Annotated in this window: 36 protein-coding genes; 5 read left to right on the top strand and 31 right to left on the bottom strand. The window is 68.0% G+C overall.

Annotated elements, in window-relative coordinates:
- Window positions 1-40: 40 nt before the first annotated feature.
- The 3 genes from H8B08_RS02705 to H8B08_RS02695 are packed head-to-tail and all read right to left on the bottom strand — an operon-like array spanning window position 41 to window position 2,649.
- Complete coding sequence (locus tag H8B08_RS02705) at window positions 41-772, bottom strand: RluA family pseudouridine synthase (protein ID WP_187448683.1); 732 nt, start codon at window positions 770-772, stop codon at window positions 41-43.
- 59 nt (window positions 773-831) lie between these two features.
- Complete coding sequence (locus H8B08_RS02700; RefSeq protein ID WP_187448682.1) at window positions 832-1,281, bottom strand: hypothetical protein; 450 nt, start codon at window positions 1,279-1,281, stop codon at window positions 832-834.
- A gap of 54 nt (window positions 1,282-1,335) precedes the next feature.
- Complete coding sequence (locus H8B08_RS02695) at window positions 1,336-2,649, bottom strand: replication-associated recombination protein A (protein ID WP_187448681.1); 1,314 nt, start codon at window positions 2,647-2,649, stop codon at window positions 1,336-1,338.
- Between the two features lie 124 nt (window positions 2,650-2,773).
- Between H8B08_RS02695 and H8B08_RS02690 the strand changes: the two genes are divergently transcribed.
- A complete protein-coding gene (locus H8B08_RS02690; RefSeq protein ID WP_187448680.1) occupies window positions 2,774-3,193 on the top strand; it encodes a VOC family protein in 420 nt (139 codons plus the stop codon).
- Entirely contained in the window at window positions 3,186-3,590 is a 405-nt protein-coding gene (locus H8B08_RS02685) for a VOC family protein (RefSeq protein WP_187448679.1), read from the top strand. Before H8B08_RS02690 ends, H8B08_RS02685 begins: the two co-directional genes overlap by 8 nt.
- A 21-nt stretch (window positions 3,591-3,611) precedes the next feature.
- On the opposite strand, the gene H8B08_RS02680 is transcribed toward H8B08_RS02685, so the two are convergent.
- On the bottom strand, window positions 3,612-5,063 hold the full coding sequence (locus tag H8B08_RS02680; RefSeq protein WP_187448678.1) for a DegQ family serine endoprotease: 1,452 nt from the start codon (window positions 5,061-5,063) through the stop codon (window positions 3,612-3,614).
- Between the two features lie 191 nt (window positions 5,064-5,254).
- On the opposite strand from H8B08_RS02680, the gene H8B08_RS02675 reads away from it, so the two are divergent.
- Together H8B08_RS02675 and H8B08_RS02670 are read left to right on the top strand one after the other, a co-directional pair.
- Window positions 5,255-6,142 (top strand): ABC transporter ATP-binding protein, encoded by an 888-nt coding sequence (locus H8B08_RS02675; protein ID WP_187448677.1) that lies wholly within the window; start codon window positions 5,255-5,257, stop codon window positions 6,140-6,142.
- A complete protein-coding gene (locus tag H8B08_RS02670) occupies window positions 6,132-6,953 on the top strand; it encodes an ABC transporter permease (RefSeq protein WP_187448676.1) in 822 nt (273 codons plus the stop codon). The genes H8B08_RS02675 and H8B08_RS02670 overlap by 11 nt, the downstream gene beginning before the upstream one ends.
- A 90-nt stretch (window positions 6,954-7,043) precedes the next feature.
- On the opposite strand, the gene rplQ is transcribed toward H8B08_RS02670, so the two are convergent.
- From rplQ to rpsJ, 27 genes are all read right to left on the bottom strand, one after another.
- Entirely contained in the window at window positions 7,044-7,460 is a 417-nt protein-coding gene (gene rplQ, locus H8B08_RS02665) for a 50S ribosomal protein L17 (RefSeq protein WP_187448675.1), read from the bottom strand.
- A 265-nt stretch (window positions 7,461-7,725) separates the two neighbouring features.
- Window positions 7,726-8,742 (bottom strand): DNA-directed RNA polymerase subunit alpha, encoded by a 1,017-nt coding sequence (locus H8B08_RS02660; RefSeq protein ID WP_163260941.1) that lies wholly within the window; start codon window positions 8,740-8,742, stop codon window positions 7,726-7,728.
- An 88-nt stretch (window positions 8,743-8,830) separates the two neighbouring features.
- The gene (gene rpsK, locus H8B08_RS02655; RefSeq protein ID WP_163260942.1) at window positions 8,831-9,220 is read right to left on the bottom strand and encodes a 30S ribosomal protein S11; all 390 of its coding nucleotides are present in this window, start codon (window positions 9,218-9,220) and stop codon (window positions 8,831-8,833) included.
- A 12-nt stretch (window positions 9,221-9,232) separates the two neighbouring features.
- Window positions 9,233-9,601: a 30S ribosomal protein S13 gene (gene rpsM, locus H8B08_RS02650; protein ID WP_187448674.1), complete on the bottom strand. Its 369-nt coding sequence runs from the start codon at window positions 9,599-9,601 to the stop codon at window positions 9,233-9,235.
- A gap of 143 nt (window positions 9,602-9,744) precedes the next feature.
- Complete coding sequence (locus H8B08_RS02645) at window positions 9,745-10,317, bottom strand: adenylate kinase (protein WP_187448673.1); 573 nt, start codon at window positions 10,315-10,317, stop codon at window positions 9,745-9,747.
- Window positions 10,314-11,663 (bottom strand): preprotein translocase subunit SecY, encoded by a 1,350-nt coding sequence (gene secY / locus H8B08_RS02640; protein ID WP_187448672.1) that lies wholly within the window; start codon window positions 11,661-11,663, stop codon window positions 10,314-10,316. Before secY ends, H8B08_RS02645 begins: the two co-directional genes overlap by 4 nt.
- 65 nt (window positions 11,664-11,728) lie before the next feature.
- On the bottom strand, window positions 11,729-12,214 hold the full coding sequence (gene rplO, locus H8B08_RS02635) for a 50S ribosomal protein L15 (RefSeq protein ID WP_187448671.1): 486 nt from the start codon (window positions 12,212-12,214) through the stop codon (window positions 11,729-11,731).
- A 153-nt stretch (window positions 12,215-12,367) separates the two neighbouring features.
- Window positions 12,368-12,553, bottom strand: a complete 186-nt coding sequence (gene rpmD / locus H8B08_RS02630) for a 50S ribosomal protein L30 (protein WP_163260947.1) — start codon at window positions 12,551-12,553, stop codon at window positions 12,368-12,370.
- 2 nt (window positions 12,554-12,555) lie between these two features.
- Window positions 12,556-13,134 carry a 30S ribosomal protein S5 gene (gene rpsE, locus H8B08_RS02625; protein ID WP_163260948.1) on the bottom strand — a complete coding sequence of 193 codons (579 nt, stop codon included), beginning with the start codon at window positions 13,132-13,134 and terminating at the stop codon, window positions 12,556-12,558.
- Between the two features lie 10 nt (window positions 13,135-13,144).
- Window positions 13,145-13,498, bottom strand: coding sequence for a 50S ribosomal protein L18 (gene rplR, locus H8B08_RS02620; RefSeq protein ID WP_187448670.1), 354 nt, complete (start codon window positions 13,496-13,498; stop codon window positions 13,145-13,147).
- A gap of 3 nt (window positions 13,499-13,501) precedes the next feature.
- Entirely contained in the window at window positions 13,502-14,035 is a 534-nt protein-coding gene (gene rplF, locus H8B08_RS02615) for a 50S ribosomal protein L6 (protein WP_163260950.1), read from the bottom strand.
- 22 nt (window positions 14,036-14,057) lie between these two features.
- Window positions 14,058-14,453 carry a 30S ribosomal protein S8 gene (rpsH, locus tag H8B08_RS02610; RefSeq protein WP_163260951.1) on the bottom strand — a complete coding sequence of 132 codons (396 nt, stop codon included), beginning with the start codon at window positions 14,451-14,453 and terminating at the stop codon, window positions 14,058-14,060.
- 10 nt (window positions 14,454-14,463) lie between these two features.
- A complete protein-coding gene (gene rpsN / locus H8B08_RS02605; RefSeq protein ID WP_163260952.1) occupies window positions 14,464-14,769 on the bottom strand; it encodes a 30S ribosomal protein S14 in 306 nt (101 codons plus the stop codon).
- Between the two features lie 18 nt (window positions 14,770-14,787).
- A complete protein-coding gene (gene rplE / locus H8B08_RS02600; RefSeq protein ID WP_187448669.1) occupies window positions 14,788-15,348 on the bottom strand; it encodes a 50S ribosomal protein L5 in 561 nt (186 codons plus the stop codon).
- Window positions 15,341-15,658 (bottom strand): 50S ribosomal protein L24, encoded by a 318-nt coding sequence (gene rplX / locus H8B08_RS02595; protein WP_187448668.1) that lies wholly within the window; start codon window positions 15,656-15,658, stop codon window positions 15,341-15,343. Before rplX ends, rplE begins: the two co-directional genes overlap by 8 nt.
- Window positions 15,659-16,027 carry a 50S ribosomal protein L14 gene (rplN, locus tag H8B08_RS02590; RefSeq protein WP_163260955.1) on the bottom strand — a complete coding sequence of 123 codons (369 nt, stop codon included), beginning with the start codon at window positions 16,025-16,027 and terminating at the stop codon, window positions 15,659-15,661. It abuts the gene before it with no gap.
- A 17-nt stretch (window positions 16,028-16,044) separates the two neighbouring features.
- Window positions 16,045-16,296, bottom strand: a complete 252-nt coding sequence (rpsQ, locus tag H8B08_RS02585) for a 30S ribosomal protein S17 (protein WP_163260956.1) — start codon at window positions 16,294-16,296, stop codon at window positions 16,045-16,047.
- Window positions 16,297-16,309: 13 nt separating this feature from the next.
- The gene (rpmC, locus tag H8B08_RS02580; protein WP_163260957.1) at window positions 16,310-16,504 is read right to left on the bottom strand and encodes a 50S ribosomal protein L29; all 195 of its coding nucleotides are present in this window, start codon (window positions 16,502-16,504) and stop codon (window positions 16,310-16,312) included.
- Window positions 16,505-16,509: 5 nt separating this feature from the next.
- Complete coding sequence (rplP, locus tag H8B08_RS02575) at window positions 16,510-16,941, bottom strand: 50S ribosomal protein L16 (RefSeq protein WP_163260958.1); 432 nt, start codon at window positions 16,939-16,941, stop codon at window positions 16,510-16,512.
- Between the two features lie 5 nt (window positions 16,942-16,946).
- Window positions 16,947-17,711 (bottom strand): 30S ribosomal protein S3, encoded by a 765-nt coding sequence (gene rpsC / locus H8B08_RS02570; RefSeq protein WP_163260959.1) that lies wholly within the window; start codon window positions 17,709-17,711, stop codon window positions 16,947-16,949.
- The gene (gene rplV, locus H8B08_RS02565; RefSeq protein WP_163260960.1) at window positions 17,711-18,094 is read right to left on the bottom strand and encodes a 50S ribosomal protein L22; all 384 of its coding nucleotides are present in this window, start codon (window positions 18,092-18,094) and stop codon (window positions 17,711-17,713) included. The genes rpsC and rplV overlap by 1 nt, the downstream gene beginning before the upstream one ends.
- Window positions 18,095-18,098: 4 nt before the next feature.
- Window positions 18,099-18,377, bottom strand: coding sequence for a 30S ribosomal protein S19 (rpsS, locus tag H8B08_RS02560; RefSeq protein WP_163260961.1), 279 nt, complete (start codon window positions 18,375-18,377; stop codon window positions 18,099-18,101).
- A gap of 2 nt (window positions 18,378-18,379) precedes the next feature.
- The gene (gene rplB / locus H8B08_RS02555) at window positions 18,380-19,216 is read right to left on the bottom strand and encodes a 50S ribosomal protein L2 (RefSeq protein ID WP_163260962.1); all 837 of its coding nucleotides are present in this window, start codon (window positions 19,214-19,216) and stop codon (window positions 18,380-18,382) included.
- Window positions 19,217-19,220: 4 nt separating this feature from the next.
- Window positions 19,221-19,517 (bottom strand): 50S ribosomal protein L23, encoded by a 297-nt coding sequence (locus H8B08_RS02550; RefSeq protein ID WP_163260963.1) that lies wholly within the window; start codon window positions 19,515-19,517, stop codon window positions 19,221-19,223.
- The gene (rplD, locus tag H8B08_RS02545) at window positions 19,517-20,152 is read right to left on the bottom strand and encodes a 50S ribosomal protein L4 (protein ID WP_187448667.1); all 636 of its coding nucleotides are present in this window, start codon (window positions 20,150-20,152) and stop codon (window positions 19,517-19,519) included. The genes H8B08_RS02550 and rplD overlap by 1 nt, the downstream gene beginning before the upstream one ends.
- Window positions 20,149-20,898 (bottom strand): 50S ribosomal protein L3, encoded by a 750-nt coding sequence (gene rplC, locus H8B08_RS02540; RefSeq protein ID WP_187448666.1) that lies wholly within the window; start codon window positions 20,896-20,898, stop codon window positions 20,149-20,151. Before rplC ends, rplD begins: the two co-directional genes overlap by 4 nt.
- A gap of 12 nt (window positions 20,899-20,910) precedes the next feature.
- Window positions 20,911-21,219, bottom strand: coding sequence for a 30S ribosomal protein S10 (rpsJ, locus tag H8B08_RS02535; RefSeq protein WP_163260966.1), 309 nt, complete (start codon window positions 21,217-21,219; stop codon window positions 20,911-20,913).
- Window positions 21,220-21,681: 462 nt separating this feature from the next.
- Between rpsJ and H8B08_RS02530 the strand changes: the two genes are divergently transcribed.
- Window positions 21,682-22,446, top strand: coding sequence for an outer membrane protein (locus H8B08_RS02530; RefSeq protein ID WP_187448665.1), 765 nt, complete (start codon window positions 21,682-21,684; stop codon window positions 22,444-22,446).
- Window positions 22,447-22,705: the final 259 nt, after the last annotated feature.

Genomic DNA, 22,705 nt, shown 5'->3' with positions numbered 1-22,705 from the left:
CGTCACGAGGGAAAATGGTCGAAACGCGACGCCGTTCCCGTCAGGCGAGCAGTCCCGCCTTGCGCGCCAGCGCCTCGAAGTCCGCGGGCAGGGCCGCCTCGACCGTCTTCTTGCCCCCGTCCGGGTGCGGGAAGCTCAGGCTGCGGGCGTGCAGCATCAGACGCGGGGCCGGCGCGCCCTCGATCGCGACCGCCCCGCCGTAGCGGACGTCGCCGGCGATCGGCCGGCCGATCGAGGCCAGGTGCACGCGCAACTGATGCATGCGCCCGGTGATCGGCCGCAGCTCGACCAGGGCCGCGGCCGGCCCTTCGGCCAGGGTGCGGTAGAGAGTGCGCGACGGCTCGGCGTCGGGATGGTCGTCGGCGCAGGCACGCATGTAGGCCTCGCGCCCGATCTCTTCGCGGCGCAGGGCGGTGGTGATCTCGCCGTTGCGGGGCTCCGGCGCGCCCGGCGTGACGATGGCCACGTAGGTCTTGTCGAACCTGCGGGCCATCAGCGCCTTGCCGAGGAAGCTCGCGGCCGGCTTGGTTTTGGCGGTCAGGATCACGCCCGAGGTGTCGCGGTCCAGGCGATGGATCAGCACCGGCCGGCGACCGCTGGACTTGGCGAAGGCCCACAGCAGCTCGTCCAGCGTGTTGACCTGGCCGCGCCCGCCCTGGCTCGACAGACCGGCGGGCTTGTTCAGCGCCAGGACGGCCTGATCTTCGAAGATCGGCAGCGAGCGGACGAGCGCGATCTCGTCGGCGGACAGGGTGGGAATGCGGGCTTTCACCCGACCAGCTTCTAGAGCGGGTCAGGCCGGGAGGAAACCGCCCGGCCTGAAAGTCGGGCTCAGCGCAGCACCCCGCGCTTGGCCATGGCCCAGGCGTACCAGGTGAAGAAGGCCAGCGCGGCGAAGATGACGCCGTTCAGGATCAGGTGCGATCCGCCCATCACCGAACCGCCATTCGAGAGCAGGTAAGTGTAGACCAGGCTGGTCGACAGGCCGACCAGCGAGACCACGAAGGCGTGCAGCGCCCAGCGCATGCGCAGCAGCAGGAGCACGCTGCCGGCCACCGAGCCCCATACGCCCATGGCCCAGGGGACCATCATCCAGCCCGGCATGGCGTTGAAGTAGGCGATCTGGGCGTCGGTCATGCCCGCGGCGCGGAAGTAGGCCTCGCCCTGCGTCAGGCTGGCGACGAAGTCGTAGCCGCCGTAGGCGTTCCACAGCAGGCTGATCACGCCCACGGCCCACAGATGCCACGGCGTCTTCGCCCCGGCGCTCGTCTCGATCGGCATGGTGTCCCCTCCCCAGGTGATGGCGCGAGCCTAGGCCGGTTCGGGGCGAGGCGACTAGTCGGCGTCCCCGCCCTTGCGCGCGCGCATGGCGGCCCAGCGGTCCAGCCGGTCCTTGATCTTGGCCTCGTGCCCCTCGCCCTTCGGCTTGTAGAAGGTCTGCCGGGCCATGCCGTCGGGGAAGTAGTTCTGGCCGGAGAAGCCGGTCTCGGTGTCCGGGTCGTACTGGTAGCCCGCCCCATAGCCCAGCTGCTTCATCAGCTTGGTGGGCGCGTTGCGGATGTGCGCCGGCGGGGCCAGCGAGCCGGTCTCGCGCGCGGCGCGGTTGGCCGCCTTCCAGGCGTTGTAGACGCCCACCGACTTCGGCGCGGTGGCCAGGTGCACGACGGCCTGGGCCAGGGCCAGTTCGCCCTCCGGCGAGCCCAGGAAGTCGTAGGTGTCCTTGGCGGCGTTGGCGACCAGGATGGACAGCGGGTCGGCCTCGCCGATGTCCTCGACCGCCATGCGCACCACGCGGCGCGCGACATAGAGCGGGTCCTCGCCGCCCTGCAGCATGCGCGCCAGCCAGTAGAGGGCCGCGTCCGGATCGGAGCCGCGCACCGACTTATGCAGGGCCGAGATGAGGTTGTAGTGCTCCTCGCGGTCCTTGTCGTAGGCGGGCGACCGCTTCTGCAGCAGGGCGCCCAGCTCGGTCGTGGACATCGGCTCGGACGGGCCGATGGCGTAGAGGGTCTCCGCCAGGGTCAGCAGGTAGCGACCGTCGCCGTCGGCCATGGCCAGCAGGGCCTCGCGCGCCTCCGGCAGCAAGGGCAGCGGCCGCCCTTCGAACGCCTCGGCCCGGTCCAGCAGCAGGTTCAGCGCCGCCTCGTCCAGCCGACGCAGGACGTAGACCTGGGCCCGCGACAGCAGCGCCCCGTTCAGCTCGAAGGACGGGTTCTCGGTGGTCGCCCCCACCAGGGTGACGGTCCCCTCCTCCACGTACGGCAGGAAGCCGTCCTGCTGGGCGCGGTTGAAGCGGTGGATTTCGTCGACGAACAGCAGGGTGGCCTGGCCGGCCATGCGCCGGGCGCGCGCCTGCTCGAAGGCTTTCTTCAGGTCGGCGACGCCGGAGAACACGGCCGAGATCTGCTGGAACTCGTAGCCGGCCTCCTTGGCCAACAGGCGAGCGATGGTCGTCTTGCCGGTGCCGGGCGGCCCCCACAGGATCATGGAGGTCAGCCGGCCGCCCTCGACCATGCGCCGGATCGGCGCGCCAGGGCCCAGCAGATGGTCCTGGCCGACAACCTCCTCCAGCTTTTGCGGCCGCAGCCGGTCGGCCAGCGGCGACGGCGCCTTGGGGGTGAGGCCGGCGGCCTCGAACAGATCGCTCATGGCCGGGAACCTAGTGCTCCGGCGGAGCCGGCGCGAGGGGAAACCCGCCAGAACATCGGTCGCCGAAGGTGGCGGCCGGCGCGGCGTTCGTGCTCTATGGCCGCTCCCGACCCAGGAGGCGTCTATGAGCGACGAGAAGTACTCGGCCGTCAGCCCGTACCTGACCGTGCGCGACGGCCGCGGCAAGGAGGCCGTCGAGTTCTACAAGCGCGCCTTCGACGCCCGCGAGGCCTACCGCAACGACGCCGATGACGGGAAACGGCTGATGCACAGCCACCTGAAGATCAACGGCGAGACGGTGATGCTGTCGGACGATTTCCCCGAATTCAAAGGCGGCGCGACGGCGTCTGCGCCTGGCGGGGTGACCATCCACCTCGAGGTCGACGACGCCGACACCTGGTGGAACCGGGCGCTGGAGGCCGGCGCCAGCGTGAAGATGCCGCTGGCCGACCAGTTCTGGGGCGACCGCTACGGCCAGCTCACCGACCCGTTCGGCTTCTCCTGGTCGATCGCCTCCAAGAGCAAGGGCAAGGCGAATGGCTGACACACGCGACTACGCCCCCGTCGGCGTCTACCTGATGGTCCACGACGGCCACGGCGCCCTGGACTTCTACCGGCGCGCCTTCGCCGCCGAGGTGGTGGAGACCTATCCGCACGAGAACCGCATCGGCCACGCCACCCTCAAGGTGAACGGCGGCGAGGTGATGCTGTCGGACGAGTTCCCCGAGGACCTGACCGGGTGCCGCTCGCCGGAGGCGCTGGGGGGCACGACCTCGTCGGTCTACCTGACCGTCGACGACGCCGACGCCTGGTTCGACCGGGCGGTGCAGGCGGGCGCGCAGGTGATCCGCCCCCTCCACGACGAGTTCTACGGCCGCGCCGGCAAGCTGCGCGACCCGTTCGGCCACGTCTGGGGCGTGGTGGGGCCGGTGAAGGGCTGAAGCCCTCCCCGCCCCCTGGCGCTAGCCGCGGAACTGCCCGGTGATCAGCCGGCCGTCTCGCTCGATGGTGACGGCCCAGCCTCGCGCCGGCTCGCCGAGCGCGGCCAGCAGGTCGCGGGTGCTCTGGATCCTGCGGCCGTTGACCTCGCGGACGATGTCGCCCGGCCGGAAGCCGGCCGAGCCGGCGTAGCTGCGTCCCGAAATGCGGGTGACCACCACGCCGGGCCCGGCGAACGGATCCAGGCCCAGCTCGTCGGCCGAGGCCGGCGACAGATTGGCGACCACGGCGCCGTTCATCGGGTTCTGGCCGTCCAGGGTGCGCTCCTCCTTGGCCGGCGAGGCCGGCGGCGGCTCGACACGGGCCTTCAGCGTCTGCTGGCGGCCTTCGCGCAGGACCGCCAGGGTCACGGTGTCGCCGGGCCGCCTGGTGGCCACGCGGAAGTTCAGGCCGGCCGTGTCGTTGACCGCGCCGCCGTCCACCGACAGCACCACGTCGCCCTGGCGCAGGCCCGCGCGCGCGCCCGGGCCGTTGGGGTAGACGTCGGCCACCAGCACGCCTTCGGGGCGCGGCAGGGCCAGGCTGCGGGCGATCTCGGCGGTGACCGGCTCGGACTTCACGCCCAGCCACGGCCGCACGACCGTCTGGCCGCCGCCGACCGCGCTTTCGACCACGCGGCGGACCATGGCCGACGGAATGGCGAAGCTGACGCCGCTGGACGTGCCGGAACGCGAGAAGATGGCGGTGTTCACGCCGACCAGGTCGCCGTCCATGTCGACCAGGGCGCCCCCGGAATTGCCCGGGTTCACCGCCGCGTCGGTCTGGATGAAGAAGCTGTAGTCGGTGATGCCGACGTCGGTGCGGTTCAGGGCCGAGACGATGCCGTTGGTGACCGTCTGGCCCACCCCGAACGGGTTGCCGATGGCCAGCACCAGATCGCCCACCTGCAGGTCCTCGCGGTCGTCGATGGCGAGGATCGGAAGCCGCTCGGCGCCGGTGTCGATCTTCAGCACGGCCAGGTCGGAGCGCGAGTCGGCCAGCAGCACCTTGGCCGGGAATTCACGGCGGTCGTGCAGCACGACCATGAACTCCTGGCCGCCCTCCACCACGTGGTTGTTGGTGACGATCACGCCGTCGGGGCGGACGATCACGCCCGAGCCCAGCGACTGTTCGACGCGCTCGCGCGGCACGCCGCCGCCGAACATGTCCCAGAAGGGATCGACCCGCTGGCGCACGGTGCGGCGGGCGTAGACGTTCACGACCGCAGGCGCGGCCCGCTTCACCACGGGAGAGAAGGAGGTCTTCATAGCGCCGACGTCGGCCGGCGGGCGGCGCGTGGGCTCGGAAAGCTGGGCCGTGGCGAAGCCCTGGTCCTGGGCGGCGCGGTCGGGGACGTGGTCCTGGGCGGAGCCCACCAGAGGGGCGGCGCCGGCCAGCAGGGCGAGGGAGGCGAAGAGAAGTCGTTGGCGGCTCATGGAAGTCTCGGCGGCTCGTTCGACACACGAAGCTGGACGGAAAATTTAGGCGGGACTGTGGCGAAGGGAAGCCCTGTGAAACTCCCGAGCTTCACCTTGCGACCCGCGCCGCCCGGCCGCATGGTGAGCCCGAAGAACGCGAGTCCGCCAATGATCGCCCGACCGCCACGCCTGCCCGCGAATCTGCGGCCATGACCGCCGTCCTGCAGGCCCTGGACCTGACCAAGACCTTCGGCCCCGTGAAGGCGCTGGACGGCTTCAGCCTGGAAGTGCCGGAGGGCGGCGTGTTCGGCGTGCTGGGCCCGAACGGAGCCGGCAAGAGCACCCTGTTCCGCATCTGGCTGGGCCTGGTCCGGCCCACCGACGGCCGGGCGCTGGTGCGCGGCGAGCCGGCGGGCCGGCCGCGGCGGATCGGCTCGATGATCGAGACCCCGCGCTTCCCGCCCTTCCTGACGGCGGTGCAGACCCTGCAGATGCTGGCGCTGGCCGGCGGCGTGCGCCTGACCGACGCCGACGTCCTCGCGCGCCTCGAACGGGTCGGTCTGGCCGAGGCGGCCCAGCGCAACGTCCGCGGCTTCTCGGTCGGCATGATGCAGCGCCTGGGCGTCGCCGCCGCCCTGCTCGGCGATCCCCCGCTGGTGATCCTGGACGAGCCGACCAGCGGCATGGACCCGGCCGGCATCCAGGAGATGCGCGCCTTCATCCGCAGCCTGGCCGACCGCGACGGCGTCACCGTCGTGCTGGCCAGCCACCAGCTGGCCGAGGTGCAGAAGGTCTGCGACCGCGTCGCCATCATCGATCGCGGCCGCCTCGCCGCTCAGGGCCGGGTCGCCGACCTGGTCGCCGGCCAGGAGCGCCTGCGCCTCGTCGCCACGCCGGTCGACTCCGTCCTCGAAGTCCTGGGCGCCCGCGGCGTGCGCGACAGCGACGGCGTGCTGGCCCAGGTCGACCGCGCCGAGGCGCCGGCCCTGATCCGCGCCCTGGTGGAACGCGGGGTCGAAATCACCGAGGCGCGCTGGGTCGGCGGCGACCTGGAGCGCGTGTTCCTGCAGCAGACCGGAGACGCCCGTGCTGGCTGACGCCCTGGCCTGCGAAGGCTTCAAGCTCTGGCGCAATCGCGCCGCCCTGTTCTGGGGCTTCCTGTTCGTGCCGCTGGTCGCGCTGGTGATCGGCGTCGGCGTGGAGCTCTGGTTCCGCGGCGCAGTGGCCCGCTCGCACGTGATCCCGGCCCTGGATCTCGCCCGCGTGATGCTGAAGGCGGTCGCCGACGCCGGCTCGCCCTTCACCCAGCTGTTCCTGCTGATCGCCGGCGCGTCCGTGTTCGGCGGTGAATACCGCTGGGAGACCTGGCGGCTGCTGACCCCGCGCAACAGCCGCGCGAACCTGCTCGCCGCCAAGGCCCTGGTCGTCGCCGCCGCGGCCGCCGCCAGCGTGGCGCTGATCGCCTTCGCCGGTATCGCCGCCGGTCTGATCGGCGCGGTCGGCCGCCATGCGCCCACCGTCTGGAACGGCGGTCACGACTTCGGCCCGCAGTTCGCCGGCCTGTTCCTGATCAGCTGGCTGCAGGTCCTGCAGCCCCTGGCCGTCGGCGCTCTGGCGGCGGTGGTCAGCCGTTCGATCCTGGCCGCCGTCATGACCCCCATCGTGCTGGGCGTGGTCCAGGCGCTGATGATGAGCCAGCTCGGCCCCGGCGACCTCGCGACCCCGCCGCTCTGGGCCTTCCTCGCCCTGCCCGGCCTGGCGGTGGAGCTCCTGCGCGCCGGGCTCGGCGGCGCCGCCCTGCCCGCGGCCACCATCTGGTCCGCTACGGCCTCGCTGGCGGGCTGGGTGATCCTCCCGGTCGTCGCGGCCGGCGTCGTGTTCCAGCGCCAGGACCTGTCGCGGGAGTAGCCGCCCCCGGACGACACCGGGCGGCGGCGGGCAAAGAAAAGGCCCCGGAACCTGGGTTCCGGGGCCTTTCGACTTCTCAGGTGAGAAGGATCACTCTTCGCCGGCGAAGGTTTCCAGCTTCGGACCGGAGTCCTTGCCCTTCTCGTTCACGTCGCGGTCGACGAACTCGATGACGGCCATCGGAGCGTCGTCGCCGTAGCGGAAGCCGGCCTTCATGATGCGGATGTAGCCGCCGTTGCGCTCGGCGTAGCGCGGGCCGATCACGGCGAACAGCTTGCCGACCTGCTCGACGTCACGGACGCGGCTGATGGCGATGCGGCGGGCGTGCAGGTCGCCGCGCTTGGCCAGGGTCACCAGCTTCTCGACGAAGGGACGCAGTTCCTTCGCCTTCGGCAGGGTGGTGGTGATCTGCTCGTGCTTGATCAGCGAGGCGGCCATGTTGGCGAACATGGCGGTACGGTGGCTGGTCGTACGACCCAGTTTGCGGTGGGCGGAACCGTGACGCATCGGTCAATCTCCATGAGATCGGCGGCGCGCAGCCTGGCCGATCCCCCAAAATCAGCCCGGACGCGAAGGCCGCAAACCTCTTGGCGCGGCCCGTTCCAGGCGTCGGCTCCAGGCGGAGCCGAGGTTACCGGGACAGGGTTTTGGGCGCCTTCCCGGTAAGCGGTGCGCGCTCGGCTGACCGAAATCGCGCTCCTATAAAAAGCGAACCGGCCCCGAGCGTGAGCTCGGAGCCGGTCCTGAAACACTAAACCCTGAAGCGTCGACCTTAGATCTGGTCTTCGAACTTCTTGGCCAGGTCTTCGATGTTTTCCGGCGGCCAGTTCGGCACGTCCATGCCAAGCGCCAGGCCCATGCTCTGCAGCACTTCCTTGATCTCGTTCAAGGACTTGCGGCCGAAGTTCGGGGTCCGCAGCATCTCGGCTTCGGTCTTCTGGATCAGATCGCCGATGTAGACGATGTTGTCGTTCTTCAGGCAGTTCGCCGAACGGACCGACAGCTCCAGCTCGTCGACCTTCTTCAGCAGAGCCGGGTTGAACGGCAGCTCCGGCTTGCCTTCTTCGGCCGACGGCTTCTTCGGCTCTTCGAAGGTGATGAAGATCTGCAGCTGGTCCTGCAGGATGCGGGCGGCGTAGGCCACGGCGTCCACCGGCGAAACCGCGCCGTTGGTCTCCACTTCCATGATCAGCTTGTCGTAGTCGAGCGACTGGCCCTGGCGGGTCGGCTCGACGCGGTAGGCGACGCGCTTGACCGGGCTGTAGAGGGCGTCGACGGCGATCAGGCCGATCGGGGCGTCCTCAGGGCGGTTGCGCTCGGCCGGGACGTAGCCCTTGCCGTTCTGAACGGTGAACTCCATGCGCACCGACGCGCCCTCGTCCAGCGTGCAGAGCACGTGGTCGGGGTTCAGCACTTCGATGTCCGACGGCAGGTCGATCTGGCCGGCGGTCACCGGGCCGGGGCCGGTGGCGCGCAGGGTCATGCGCTTCGGGCCCTCGGCGTGCATGCGCAGGGCCAGTTGCTTGATGTTCAGGATGATGTCGACGACGTCTTCACGCACGCCCTCCATCGAGGAGAACTCGTGCACGACACCGTCGATCTGGACGGCGGTGACCGCCGCGCCCTGCAACGACGACAGCAGCACCCGGCGAAGGGCGTTGCCGAGCGTCACGCCGAAGCCGCGCTCGAGCGGCTCGGCGACCAGCCGCGCCTTGCGCTGGCTGTCGACGCCGGACTCGATCTGCGGCTTCTCGGGACGGATCAGTTCTTGCCAGTTTCTTTCGATCACGGATTCGGTCCCTCGAACGGGTTTCGCCGGCCGGCCGCAGGCTGCATCGAGCCCCGGACCGACCGGCGGAAAAGGTAAGCGACGGCGATCAGACGCGACGACGCTTGGGCGGGCGGCAGCCGTTGTGCGGGATCGGCGTGACGTCGCGGATGGTGGTGATGGTGAAGCCCACCGCCTGCAGCGCACGCAGAGCCGACTCGCGGCCCGAACCCGGGCCCGCCACGTTCACTTCCAGCGTTTTCACGCCGTGTTCCATCGCCTTGCGGCCCGCGTCTTCGGCGGCGACCTGCGCGGCGTACGGGGTCGACTTACGCGAACCCTTGAAGCCCATGGCCCCGGCCGACGACCAGGAGATGGCGTTCCCCTGCGCGTCGGTGATGGTGATCATGGTGTTGTTGAACGTGGCGTTCACGTGCGCCACGCCCGAGGTGATGTTCTTACGTTCGCGGCGTTTAACGCGAGCCGGTTCCTTGGCCATCGGACTTCAGCCTTACTTCTTCTTGCCGGCGATCGGCTTGGCCGGGCCCTTGCGGGTCCGAGCGTTGGTGTGGGTGCGCTGACCGCGGACCGGCAGGCCCTTGCGGTGACGCAGGCCGCGGTAGCAGGCCAGGTCCATCAGGCGCTTGATGTTCATCGAAACTTCACGGCGCAGATCGCCTTCGACGGTGTAGTCACGGTCGATGGTCTCGCGGATCTGCAGCACTTCGGCGTCGGTCAGCTGGTTGACGCGACGAGCCTGGTCGATCCCGACCTTCTCCATGATGTCACGGGCGTTCTTCTGGCCGATGCCATGGATGTACTGGAGCGCGATTTCAACGCGCTTATTGGTCGGAATGTTGACGCCTGCGATACGGGCCACGTCTGAAGTCTCCTGAACGCGTGGAGGACACGACGACGACGCCCCGGCTCTCGCCCCACAACGGTACTGAGAGCCGGCGCGCGAAATCGCGCCCTTTCGCGGAAGCGCCCCGTTATAGGGATGAAAACGCTTCCGTCAATGGGTTAAGCGGGAACCGAACCAAGGGCGCCGTCGATGCCGGCGGCGACCTCCTGAACCGTTCCCATGCCGTCGACCTCGGCCAGTTTGCCCTGCGCGGCGTAGTACGGCAGCAGCGGGGCGGTCTGGGCGTTGTAGGCGGCGAGCCTCACTTTGAAGGTCTCCGGATTGTCGTCCGGACGGCCTTCCTCGGCGAATCGTTTGGCGACGCGGGCCAGCAGACCGTCCTCGTCCACCTTCAGACGGACGACCCGGTCGATCTTGCGGCCGCGCTTGGCCAGCATGGCGTCCAGCGCTTCAGCCTGGGCCACGGTGCGCGGGAAGCCGTCGAAGATCGCCCCGCCGGCGGCTTCAGCCTCCGGCAGACGCTCTTCGATCAGGGCGATGACGATCTCGTCGGTGACGAGGCCGCCGGCGTCCATCACGGCCGCGACGCGCTGGCCGAGCTCGGAGCCCGAGGCGCGGGCGGCGCGCAGCATGTCGCCGGTGGACAGCTGGACCATGCCGCGCTCGGCGACCAGGCGCTTCGCCTGAGTGCCCTTCCCCGCCGCCGGCGGGCCGAACAGAATCAGGTTCATCGACCGCGCGCTCCCCGCAGCTTGGCCTTCTTGATCAGGCCCTCGTACTGGTGGGCCAGCAGGTGGGACTGGATCTGGCCGACGGTGTCCATGGTCACCGACACGACGATCAGGATCGAGGTGCCGCCGAACGCCAGGTTGTTGCCGAACCGGGCGATGAAGGTCTCGGGCAGCAGGCACACCAGAGTGATGTAGCCGGCGCCGATGGCCGTCAGGCGGCTCAGCACGTGGTCCAGATACTCGGCCGTGCGCTTGCCGGGGCGGATACCGGGCAGGAAGCCGCCGTACTTGCGCAGGTTCTCGGCCGTCTCCTCCGGATTGAACACGATCGACGTGTAGAAGAAGGAGAAGAAGATGATCAGCGCCGCGTAGAGGGCGATGAACACTGGCTGGCCGTGGTGCAGCGTGCTGGTCACCGGGGTGAGCCACTGGGCCCATTCCGGCGCGTTCGGCCCGGCCAGGAACTGTGCGGCGGTGGTCGGCAGCAGCAGCAGCGACGAGGCGAAGATCGGCGGAATGACCCCGGCGGTGTTGATCTTCAGCGGCAGGAACGAGCTCTCGCCGCCGAACATGCGGTTGCCGACCTGGCGCTTCGGATATTGGATCAGCAGCCGGCGCTGCGAGCGCTCCATGAACACGATGAAGAAGATCGCGCCGATCAGCAGCAGGGCGATGGTGAACAGGGCGAAGCCGCTCACCTGCCCCTGCTGAGCCAGGCCCAGCAGGTTGGCGATCGTGCCCGGCAGCGCCGCGACGATGCCGGCGAAGATGATCAGCGACACGCCGTTGCCGACGCCGCGGCTGGTCACCTGTTCGCCAAGCCACATCAGGAACATGGTGCCGCCGGTCAGGGTGGTGACCGTCGACAGCAGGAAGACGATGCCGGGATGGTCCACCAGGCCCTGGGCGTTCTGCAGGCCGATGGCGATGCCGAACGACTGGGCCAGGGCCAGCACCACGGTCAGATAGCGGGTGTACTGGTTGAGCGTCTTGCGCCCCGCCTCCCCGCCTTCCTTCCGCAGCTTCTCCCACGGCCCGTAGATCGTGCCGAGCAGCTGCACGATGATCGACGCCGAGATGTAGGGCATCACGTTGAGCGCGAAGATCGCCATGCGCTGCACCGCGCCGCCCGAGAACATGTTGAACATGCCCAGGATGCCCTGCTGCGACTGCCCGAAGGCGGCGGCGAAGGCGTCGGCGTTGATGCCCGGGATCGGAATGTAGGTCCCGAGCCGGTAGACGATCAGCGCGCCCAGGGTGAACCACAGGCGCTTGTGCAGTTCGGTCGCCTTGGCGAAGGCGCCGATGTTCATATTCGCGGCGAGCTGTTCAGCAGCCGAGGCCATTCGAGAACCCCCGAAACTCTAGACCCGCCTCAAATAGGCGAAGGTTGGGGCCGGCGCGAGTGCGCTTAGGCCGCGGTCTCTTCGGCTTGCGGGCGCGCCTGGGCGATCTTGCCGCCGGCGGCTTCCACGGCCTTCACGGCCGAGGCCGAGGCCGAGTAGACGGCCAGGTCGAGCTTGGCGGAGACTTCGCCGTGGCCCAGCAGGCGCACGCCGTCCAGTTCGCGGCGGATCACGCCGGCGGCCTTCAGGGCGGCCGCGTCGATGGTGGCCTTGGCGTCGAGCTTGCCGGCTTCGATCGCCTTGGCGATGCGCCACAGGTTCACTTCGACCAGCTTCAGGCGGAACGGGTTGTTGAAGCCGCGCTTGGGCATGCGCATGTGCAGCGGCATCTGGCCGCCTTCGAAGCCCGCCAGCGCCACGCCGGTACGGGACTTCTGACCCTTCACGCCGCGACCCGAGGTCTTGCCCTTGCCCGAGCCCGGGCCACGGCCGACGCGCATGCGGCCCTTGTGGGCGCCGGCGTTGTCGCGGAGTTCGTTCAACTTCGTCATGTCAGCCTCTCCTCGGAGATCTGCGCCGGGAAGTCCCCTCCCCGACTCGGCTTTGAAAATGCGCTTCGCCTCATGCCAGGGAATCCCGACACGAGGCGAGCGGCGAGGGTTAGCGTCGGACCAGGTCCGACGCAAGCATTTCAGGAGAGAGGCTTACGCCTCTTCCTTCACCACGGCGACCATGTGGGCGACCTTGGCGATCATGCCGCGAACGGAGGGGGTGTCCTCGAGCGTGGACTCCCGACCGATCTTGTTCAGGCCCAGACCCTTCAGCGTCGCGCGCTGGTCGTCGGTGCGACGGATCGGGCTGGCGGTTTGACGAACGGTGACCTTAGCCATGATCAGCCCTCGATGGCGTCGGGCGCCGAAGCGCCGTCGTTACGGCGGCCGATGATGTCGCCCACCTTCTTGCCGCGCTTGTTAGCAACCTGGCGCGGCGAGCTCTGGACCTTGAGGGCCTCGAACGTCGCACGAACCATGTTGTAGGGGTTGGACGAGCCGGTCGACTTGGCGACCACGTCCTGGACGCCCAGGGTTTCCAGCACGGCGCGCATCGGACCGCCGGCGATCACGCCGGTGCCCGGAGGGGCCGCGCGCATCATCACCTTGCCGGCGCCCCAACGGCCCGCGCCGTCGTGGTGCAGGGTGCGGGATTCGCGCAGCGGGACGCGGATCATCGCCTTCTTGGCTTCTTCGGTCGCCTTGCGGATGGCTTCCGGCACTTCACGCGCCTTGCCATGACCGAAACCGACGCGGCCCTTCTGGTCGCCGACGACCATCAGAGCGGCGAAGGAGAAGCGACGGCCACCCTTCACGGTGGCGGCGACGCGGTTGATGTGGACGAGCTTTTCGACGATGTCGGACTGCTCTTCCGGTTCACGCGAGCGGCGATCGCGGCGTTCTTCGTTCGGACGGGCCATTGCGATCCCCTTAGAAGTTCAGGCCGGCTTCGCGCGCGGCGTCGGCCAGGGCCTTGACCCGGCCGTGGTAGATGTAGCCGCCGCGGTCGAACACGACGTCCTTGACGCCCTGTTCGATCGCACGCTGGGCGACCAGGGCCCCGACCTTGGCGGCCGCGGCCTTGTCCGACCCACGCTTGCTGTCGCCTTCGATCGAAGACGCGGCCGCCACGGTGACGCCGCGCTCGTCGTCGATGACCTGAGCGTAGATGTTCTTCGACGAACGGAAGACCGACAGGCGCAGACGCCCGTTCGAGACCGCCTTGAGCCGAATGCGGTTGCGCTCGGCGCGGCGCTTGTTGATTTCGCGAGGAGAGAGCGCCATGGCTTACTTCTTCTTGCCTTCCTTACGACGGACCTTTTCGCCCGCGTAACGGACGCCCTTGCCCTTGTAGGGCTCCGGCGGACGGATCTTGCGGATGCGCGCGGCGGTCTCGCCGACGACCTGCTTGTCGATGCCCGAGATGCGGATCTCGGTCTGCTTCGGCACCGTGAAGGTGATGCCGGCCGGAGCCGCGACGTCGACGTCGTGGCTGAAGCCCAGCTGCAGCGACAGGGCGGTGCCCTTCATGGCGGCGCGGTAACCGACGCCGACCAGTTCGAGCGCCTGCTCGTAACCCTTCGTCACGCCCTCGACCATGTTGCCGACGAGCGTGCGCGACAGGCCCCACATGGCGCGGGCGCGCTGGGTGTCTTCGCGCGGGGTCAGCGTGATTTCGCCGCCCTCGTGCTTCACTTCGATTTCGTCGGCGACGGTCCAGGCGAGTTGGCCCTTGGGGCCCTTCACCGTGACCGACTGGCCGGCGAGCGTCACCTGGACGCCCGACGGGACAGCGATCGCCTTTTTGCCGATCCGAGACATGTTCTGTTTCCCTCGCCTCGCCTTAGTAGACGCGGCAGAGCACTTCGCCGCCGACGTTGGCGTCGCGCGCGGCGTTGTCGGACATCACGCCCTTGGGCGTGGACAGGATCGAGATCCCGAGGCCGTTCTTGATCGGCTTCAGGTCCTTGATCGACGAATAGACCCGGCGGCCCGGCTTCGACACGCGGGCGATTTCCGCGATCACCGGCTGGCCGTCGAAGTACTTCAGCTCGATCTCGAACTGCGGGAACTCGCCCGGCGTTTCCACCAGGTTGTAGCCCCGGATGTAGCCCTCGCCCTGCAGCACGTCGAGGACGCGCTGGCGCAGCTTGGAGGCCGGGGTCAGCACCTTCGAACGCTTGCGGGTCGCGGCGTTCTTGATGCGGGCGATCATATCGCCGAGAGGATCGTTCACCATCGGGGGGTCCTCACCAGCTCGACTTGGTCATGCCCGGGATCTGGCCGAGCGACGCCAGGTCGCGCAGCGAGATACGGGACATCTTGAGCTTGCGGTAATAGGCGCGCGGACGGCCCGTCACCTCGCAACGGTTGCGGATGCGGTTCTGCGCGGAGTTGCGCGGCAGTTCGGCCAGCTTCAGGCGCGCTTCGAAGCGCTCCTCCAGCGGACGGCCTTCGTCGTTGGCGATCGCCTTCAGGGCGGCCCGCTTTTCGGCGTACTGCGCGACGAGACGCTTGACCATCTCGTTGCGGTTGACGGCGCTTTTCTTAGCCATTGTGCTTCTCCCCCGCCCTTACGCCGTAAACGGGAACTGGAACTCTTTCAGGAGCGCCTTGGCTTCCTGATCGGTCCCGGCCGTGGTGCAGACGACGATGTCCATGCCCCAGATCTGGTCGATCTGATCGTAGTTGATCTCCGGGAACACCAGGTGCTCCTTCAGACCCATGGCGTAGTTGCCACGCCCGTCGAACGAGTTGCCGTTCAGGCCCCGGAAGTCCTTCACCCGCGGCAGCGCGATGGTGATCAGACGATCCAGGAACTCGTACATGCGGTCCTGGCGCAGGGTCACCTTGGCGCCGACAACCATGCCTTCGCGCAGCTTGAACTGGGCGATCGACTTGCGGGCCTTGGTCGGCAGCGGCTTCTGGCCGGTGATCGCGGCCAGGTCCTTCACGGCGGCGTTGACCTTCTTGGAGTCCGCCACCGCTTCGCCGATGCCCATGTTCACGACGATCTTGTCGAGCTTGGGGACCTGCATTTCGTTGGAGTAGGCGAACTGCTCCTTCATCGCCGCGCGGATGCGCTCGCGATAAACGGTCTTCAGCCGCGGCTCATACTTAGCGGTATCAGCCATTGATGACCTCGCCGGACTTCTTGGCCACGCGCACCTTCTTGTCCCCTTCGATCCGGAAGCCGACGCGGGTCGCGCCGCCGGACTTGGGGTCGACGAAGGCCACGTTGGACACGTGGATCGGCGCTTCCTTGTTCACGATGCCGCCCTGCGGGTTCACCTGCGAGGGGCGGGTGTGCCGCTGGACGACGTTGACGCCTTCCACCAGCACGCGGTTTTCGGTCGGATTGACCTTCAGGACGGTGCCCTGACGGCCCTTGTCCTTGCCGGTCAGGACGACGACGCGGTCGCCCTTCTTGATCTTCGCGGCCATTTACAGGACCTCCGGCGCCAGGGAGATGATCTTCATGTGGTTCTTGGCGCGCAGTTCGCGGGGAACCGGGCCGAAGATCCGCGTGCCGATCGGCTCGCTCTGCTTGTTGACGATCACGGCCGCGTTCTTGTCGAAGCGGATCACCGAGCCGTCCTTGCGCTTGATGTCCTTCGAGGTGCGGACGACGATCGCGCGGAGCACGTCGCCTTTCTTCACGCGGCCACGCGGGATCGCTTCCTTCACGGAAACGACGATCAGATCACCGACGTGCGCGTAACGGCGCTTCGCGCCGCCCAGCACCTTGATGCACATGACCCGGCGGGCGCCGGAATTGTCGGCGACATCCAGGTTAGTCTGCATCTGGATCATGAGTTAGATCCTTCCACTCATTCGGCGGCCGGGGCGCTGCCCTTGGGCAGCACTTCCCAGCGCTTCAGCTTCGACTTCGGCGCGCACTCGACGATGCGAGCAATTTCGCCGGTCTTGTAGGCGTTGGCCTCGTCGTGAGCGTGGTACTTCTTGGACAGCCGCACGGTCTTTTTCAGAACCGGGTGCAGGATCGTCCGCTCCACTTTCACGACGACGGTCTTCTCTCCCTTGTCGGAGACGACCACGCCTTCGAGAATTCGCTTCGGCATATTCGTCTCTTCCTCAGGCCGACTTCTGGGCGCCTTGCAGCGTCTTGATGCGCGCAATGGCCTTGCGCACCTCGTCGACACGGTGGGTCTTTTCAAGCTGACCCGTGGCGGCCTGGAAGCGCAGGTTGAACTGCTCCTTTTTGAGCTTCAGAAGCTCGTCCTGGAGCTGGTCCGGGGTCATGCCCCGGAGATCGCCGATCTTCGCCATCTTGATCACTCCGCGGCGGCGATGCCGGCGTCGAGGCGGGTCACCACCTTCGTGCGCACCGGCAGCTTGGCGGCGCCGAGACGCAGCGCTTCGCGCGCCACGTCGTCCGGCACGCCGTCGATTTCAAACAGGATGCGGCCCGGGTGGACGCGCGCGGCCCAGTAATCCACCGCGCCCTTGCCTTTACCCATCCGGACTTCAGCCGGCTTGTCGGTGACCGGCAGGTCGGGGAACACCCGGATCCAGACGCGGCCCTGACGCTTCATCTGACGCGTGATCGCCCGACGGGCGGCCTCGATCTGACGAGCGGTCAGGCGCTCCGGCTCCAGCGACTTCAGGCCGTAAGAGCCGAAGTTCAGCAGGAAGCCACCCTTGGCGTTGCCGTGGATACGGCCCTTGAACGCCTTCCGGTACTTGGTTTTCTTCGGTTGCAGCATGACTCTTAGCCCTCGGCCTGACCGCGCTCGCGACGCGGACCGCGCGGACCACGGGGACCGCGATCACCACGCTCGCGACCTTCGCTCGACGACGGGCCGGCGGCCTCGGTCGCCCAACGCTTGTCCTGGGCCATCGGGTCGTGCTCGAGCACTTCACCCTTGAACACCCAGACCTTCACGCCGATGACGCCGTAGGTCGTCTTGGCTTCGATGAAGCCGTAGTCGATGTCGGCGCGCAGGGTGTGCAGCGGCACGCGGCCTTCGCGGTACCATTCCATGCGGGCGATTTCGGCGCCGCCCAGACGGCCGGACACGTTGATCCGGATGCCCTTGGCGCCCAGACGCATGGCCGACTGCATGGCGCGCTTCATGGCGCGACGGAAGGCGACGCGGCGCTCGAGCTGCTGGGCGATGTTCTCGGCCACCAGCTGGGCGTCGGTCTCGGGCTTCCGCACTTCGACGATGTTCAGGAAGACTTCGCCTTCCGTCAGCTTGCCGATGTCCTTGCGCAGCTTGTCGATGTCCGCGCCCTTCTTGCCGATCACGACGCCCGGACGGGCGGCGTAAATCGTCACGCGGCACTTCTTGTGCGGGCGCTCGATGATGATGCGCGACACGCCGGCGCCCGAGAGGCGCTTCTTCAGCTCCTCACGAAGCTTCAGGTCGTCGTGCAGCAGACGCGCGTAGTCCTTGCGGCCGGCGAACCAGCGGCTGTCCCACGTGCGGTTGACGCCGAGCCGGAGCCCGACCGGATTGACTTTCTGACCCATCAGGCGGCCTCCGCGCCGAGCTCACGGACCACGATGGTGATCTCGGAGAAGGGTTTCTCGATGCGCGAGGCCCGGCCGCGAGCGCGGGCCGAGAAACGCTTCATCACCAGGTTCTTGCCCACGAAGGCCTCGGCGACGACCAGGTTGTCGATGTCGAGGTTGTGGTTGTTCTCGGCGTTGGAGATCGCCGAGTACAGCGCCTTGCGAACGTCTTTCGCGATGCGCTTGTGGCTGAACTCCAGCTCGTTGAGCGCACGCGTGACCGGCAGACCGCGGATCGACGCGGCGACCAGGTTCAGCTTGCGCGGGCTGGTGCGCAGGTTGACCACCTTCGCACGAGCCTCGGCCGCGCCGACGCGGCGGGGATTAGAAGCCTTGCCCATCGCCCTACTTCCTCTTGGCCTTCTTGTCGGCCGCGTGGCCGTAGAAGGTGCGGGTCGGCGCGAATTCGCCGAGCTTCATGCCGACCATGTCCTCGGAGATGAGGACCGGCACGTGCTTGTGGCCGTTGTAGACGCCGAACGTCAGGCCGACGAACTGCGGCAGGATGGTCGAGCGGCGCGACCAGGTCTTGATCACGTCCTTGCGGCCCGACGACTGAAGGGCGTCGGCCTTCTTCAGCAGATAGCCGTCGACGAACGGACCTTTCCAGGCGGAACGGGTCATCGTTAGCGAGCCTTCTTCACGTGACGGCTACGGATGATGAACTTGTCCGTCGCCTTGTTCTTGCGGGTCTTGGAACCCTTCGTCGGCTTGCCGGTCGGGCTGACCGGGTGACGGCCGCCCGAGGTGCGGCCTTCACCGCCGCCGTGCGGGTGGTCGATCGGGTTCATGGCCACGCCGCGAACGTGCGGACGGAAGCCCATGTGACGCGTACGACCGGCCTTGCCGAGGTTCTGGTTCATGTGGTCCGGGTTGGACACCGCACCGACCGTGGCGATGCAGCTGTCCAGCACCATGCGCAGCTCGCCCGAGCCGAGACGGATCTGGGCGTAGCCGGCGTCACGGCCGACCAGCTGGGCGTAGGCGCCGGCCGAGCGGGCCAGCTGGCCGCCCTTCAGCGGCTTCATCTCCACGTTGTGGATGATGGTGCCGATCGGCATGGAGCGCAGCGGCATGGCGTTGCCCGGCTTCACGTCGACCTTCTCGCCGGCCACCACCACGTCGCCGGCCTTAAGCCGCTGCGGCGCGAGGATGTAGGCCTTTTCGCCGTCCTGGTAGGTCACCAGGGCGATGAAGGCCGAGCGGTTCGGGTCGTACTCCAGGCGCTCGACGGTCGCGGGCATGTCCCACTTGCGGCGCTTGAAGTCGATGATGCGGTACAGGCGCTTGGCGCCGCCGCCGCGGAAGCGGACGGCGATGCGGCCGCCGCCGCCGCGGCCGCCCTTCTTGGTCAGGCCTTCGACGAGGGCCTTTTCCGGCTTGCCCTTGTGGAGCTCGGACCGGTCGACCAGGACGAGGCCGCGACGGCCCGGCGAGGTCGGATTGAATTGCTTCAGAGCCATGGTCTCAGAGCCCCGTGGTCACGTCGATCGATTGGCCCTCTTGCAGGGTCACGATCGCTTTCTTGACGTCCGAACGACGGCCGAGGATGCCGCGGAAGCGCTTGGTCTTGCCCTTGGTGACCACGGTGTTGACCTTGGTGACCTTGACGTTGAACAGCGCTTCGACAGCGGCGGCGATTTCATCCTTGGAGGCGTCGTGCGCCACCTTGAAGACGACCTTGTTCTGCTCGGAGAGCAGGGTCGACTTTTCGGTGATCAGCGGCGCCAGGATGGTGTCGTAGTGGCGAGCGGTGGCGGCCATCACGCAGCCTCCTCAGAGAAGCGCGCCTGGATCGCCTCGACCGCCGCGCGCGTCAGCACGAGGGTGTCGCGACGCAGGACGTCGTAGACGTTCAGGCCGGCGTCCGGCAGCACGTCCACGTGCGGGATGTTGCGAGCCGCCAGGCCGAAGTTGGTGTCGACCGCCGGACCGGCGATGATCAGCGCGTTCTTCAGGCCGAGCTTTTCGAACTGAGCGCGCAGGGCCGCGGTCTTCGGGGCTTCCAGCGCGGCCTGGTCGAGGATGACCAGCGAACCGGCCTTGGCCTTCGACGAGAGGGCGTGGCGCAGGGCCAGCTTGCGGACCTTCTTGGGCAGGTCGATCTCGTGCGAGCGGACGACCGGGCCGAAGGCGCGCGAGCCGCCGACGAACTGCGGCGCACGGCGCGAACCGTGACGGGCGCCGCCGGTGCCCTTCTGCTTGTACATCTTCTTGCCGGTGCGAGAGTTCTCGTTCCGGGTCTGCACCTTGTGAGTGCCGGCGCGGCGCTTGGCCAACTGCCACACCACGCAGCGCTGCAGGATGTCCGGACGGATCTCTTCGATGCCGAAGACTTCGTCCGACAGCTCGACCGAGCCGGCCTTGCCGCCGTCCAGGTTGATCACGTCGATCTTCATTGCTCTTCGCCCCCGTTCGAGGCTTCGACCGCCGGAGCGGCTTCAACCGGGGTTTCGACCGGCTGAGCGCCCGCCTTGCGGAACGCGCCCGGCTTCGGCGCGTCGGCCGGCAGCGCACGCTTCACGGCGTCGTGGATCTTCACGTACGAACCTTCGGCGCCCGGGACGGCGCCCTTGATCATGATCAGGCCGCGGTCGAGATCGACGCGGTAGACCGACAGGTTCTGGGTGGTGACGGTTTCAACACCGAGGTGACCGGCCATCTTCTTGTTCTTGAAGACCTTGCCGGGGTCCTGGCGCTGACCGGTCGAACCGTGGGCACGGTGCGACACGGACACGCCGTGGGTGGCGCGCATGCCGCCGAAGTTCCAGCGCTTCATGGCGCCGGCGAAACCCTTACCGACGGTCACGCCTTGAATGTCGACGCGCTGGCCGGGAACGAAGTGGTCCGCGGTGATTTCCGCGCCGACTTCGATCAGGTTCTCTTCAGAGACGCGGAATTCGGTCACGACCCGCTTGGGCTCGACCAACGCCTTGGCGAACTGGCCACGCAGAGGCTGCGGGGTGTTCTTCGCCTTCTTGGCGCCGGCGCCGAGCTGCAGCGCGACGTAGCCGTCCTTGTCCTGGGTGCGCTGGCCGACGACTTGGCAGCCGTCGAGAGCCAGCACGGTCACCGGCACGTGCGCTCCTTCATCATCGAAGAAACGCGTCATGCCGAGCTTCTTGGCGATCACGCCCGTACGCATCGGATCCCGCCTTTAGATCTTGATCTCGACGTCCACGCCGGCGGACAGGTCGAGCTTCATCAGCGCGTCCACGGTCTGCGGGGTGGGGTCGACGATGTCGAGCACGCGCTTGTGCGTGCGGATTTCAAACTGTTCGCGCGACTTCTTGTCGACGTGCGGCGAACGGTTGACGGTGAAGCGCTCGATGCGCGTCGGCAGGGGGATCGGCCCCCGGACTTGGGCGCCCGTGCGCTTGGCCGTATTCACGATCTCGCGCGTGGAATGGTCCAGCACGCGGTGATCGAAGGCCTTGAGCCGGATGCGGATGTTCTGACGATCCATATCGCTCGTATTCCTGACGGTGGCTGTCGCCGCGTCCTCTGAACCATTTCAAAGACCGACCCTGAGGGATTCCTCAGGACGCGGGCGTCCGCAAAAACGATAGGCCCGCGCGGACATCCGCGAGGGCCGTTGTACCCGGGCTGCGCCCCTGAGAGGCGCTTCAAACTCAGGTCGTTCCTGCGAACCGCGTCTGCCTTTCGGCACGGCCGGCTCAACAAGAGGCGCGGGTTATGCCCGCCGATTCAGTCCGCGTCAAGGCCGCTTTCCCAAAGGATCTGCGGCGATGCGCGCGACCGCGCGGCGACAGTCCGAACACCCCTTTCGTCGCGCGAAAGGCGAGGTTGGTCGCGCAGCGGGTGGCGGCCGGACAGCTTGACCGTAATCGGAAGCGGCCCGCCCGGTCGCCTTCCCCCGACTATCCCCGCGCGGCCGGGCCGGGCGTCTCTCATCGAGGATACAATAATGAAGACGCACCTGCTTTGCGCCGCGGCGATCGCCGCGGTCGCCGTTTCCGCCCCCGCCTACGCCCAGGTCGCCGGCCAGATGGACGCCGGCTACGCCCGCGCCTCGTACGACACCGGCGGCGGCTACGACTATGACTCCGACACCGTCGCCCTGAGCGGCAAGGTGGTGTTCGCGGCCAGCGACCTGATCAACTTCCAGGTCGACGCCGGCGTCGCCCGCACCGAGATCGAGGACTACGCGGTCACGGCCAAGACCGGCACGGTGCACGCCTTCACCCGCAACGACAGCTACGCGCTGGGCGGCTTCATCGGCATGACCGACGCCCAGGGCTCGGCCGTCTGGACCGGCGGCGTCGAGGGCCAGAAGTACCTCGACAACCTCACCCTGGCGGGCAGCGCCTCCTACGGCCAGTTCGACAACTGGGACAATGTCGACATCGTCACCGTCGGCGGCGAAGCGCGCTACTTCCTGAGCGACAACACCCGCATCGACGGCCGCGCCGGCTACGCCTGGGTCAAGAGCGAAGACGAAGACTACGGCGGCTGGAGCCTGGGCGTCGGGGCCGAGCACCAGTTCGCCAACCAGCCGTTCAGCGTGTTCGCCGCCTACGACCACTCCGAAGCGAAGGACTTCGACGCCAGCGCCGACACCTTCAGCGTCGGCCTGCGCTGGACCTTCGGCGCCGAGAGCCTGAAGCAGCGCGACCGCAAGGGCGCCAGCTTCGGCGGCGCGTCCGCCTTCTCGCTGATCAACATCTTCTAAGACCGCACGCCCGGCCCCGGCCGGACGGACGGCGATACGCGCGCGCGCCCCGAGTCACCGACTCGGGGCGCGCTTTGCTTGGCGTGGTGAACGGCCGCTCAGCTTCATGAACTGCAGTTCAGCCTCGTGGCGAAGTCGGACTGCTCCGACCGCGAAGCCGCCACATTCGCCTTTGATCCGACACAATCGCGCCAAGTTCTGTTGCAGAACCGTCACGCTTCATGCTCCCGAACCGGAAGCGTAGCCGTATGCGCCTTGA

Origin of the sequence: Caulobacter sp. 17J80-11 (assembly GCF_014349105.1) — a bacterium.
Taxonomy (GTDB): Bacteria; Pseudomonadota; Alphaproteobacteria; order Caulobacterales; family Caulobacteraceae; genus 17J80-11.
Note: the sequence above shows the minus strand (reverse complement) of the source record. Positions and strands in the feature narration are given on the sequence as shown.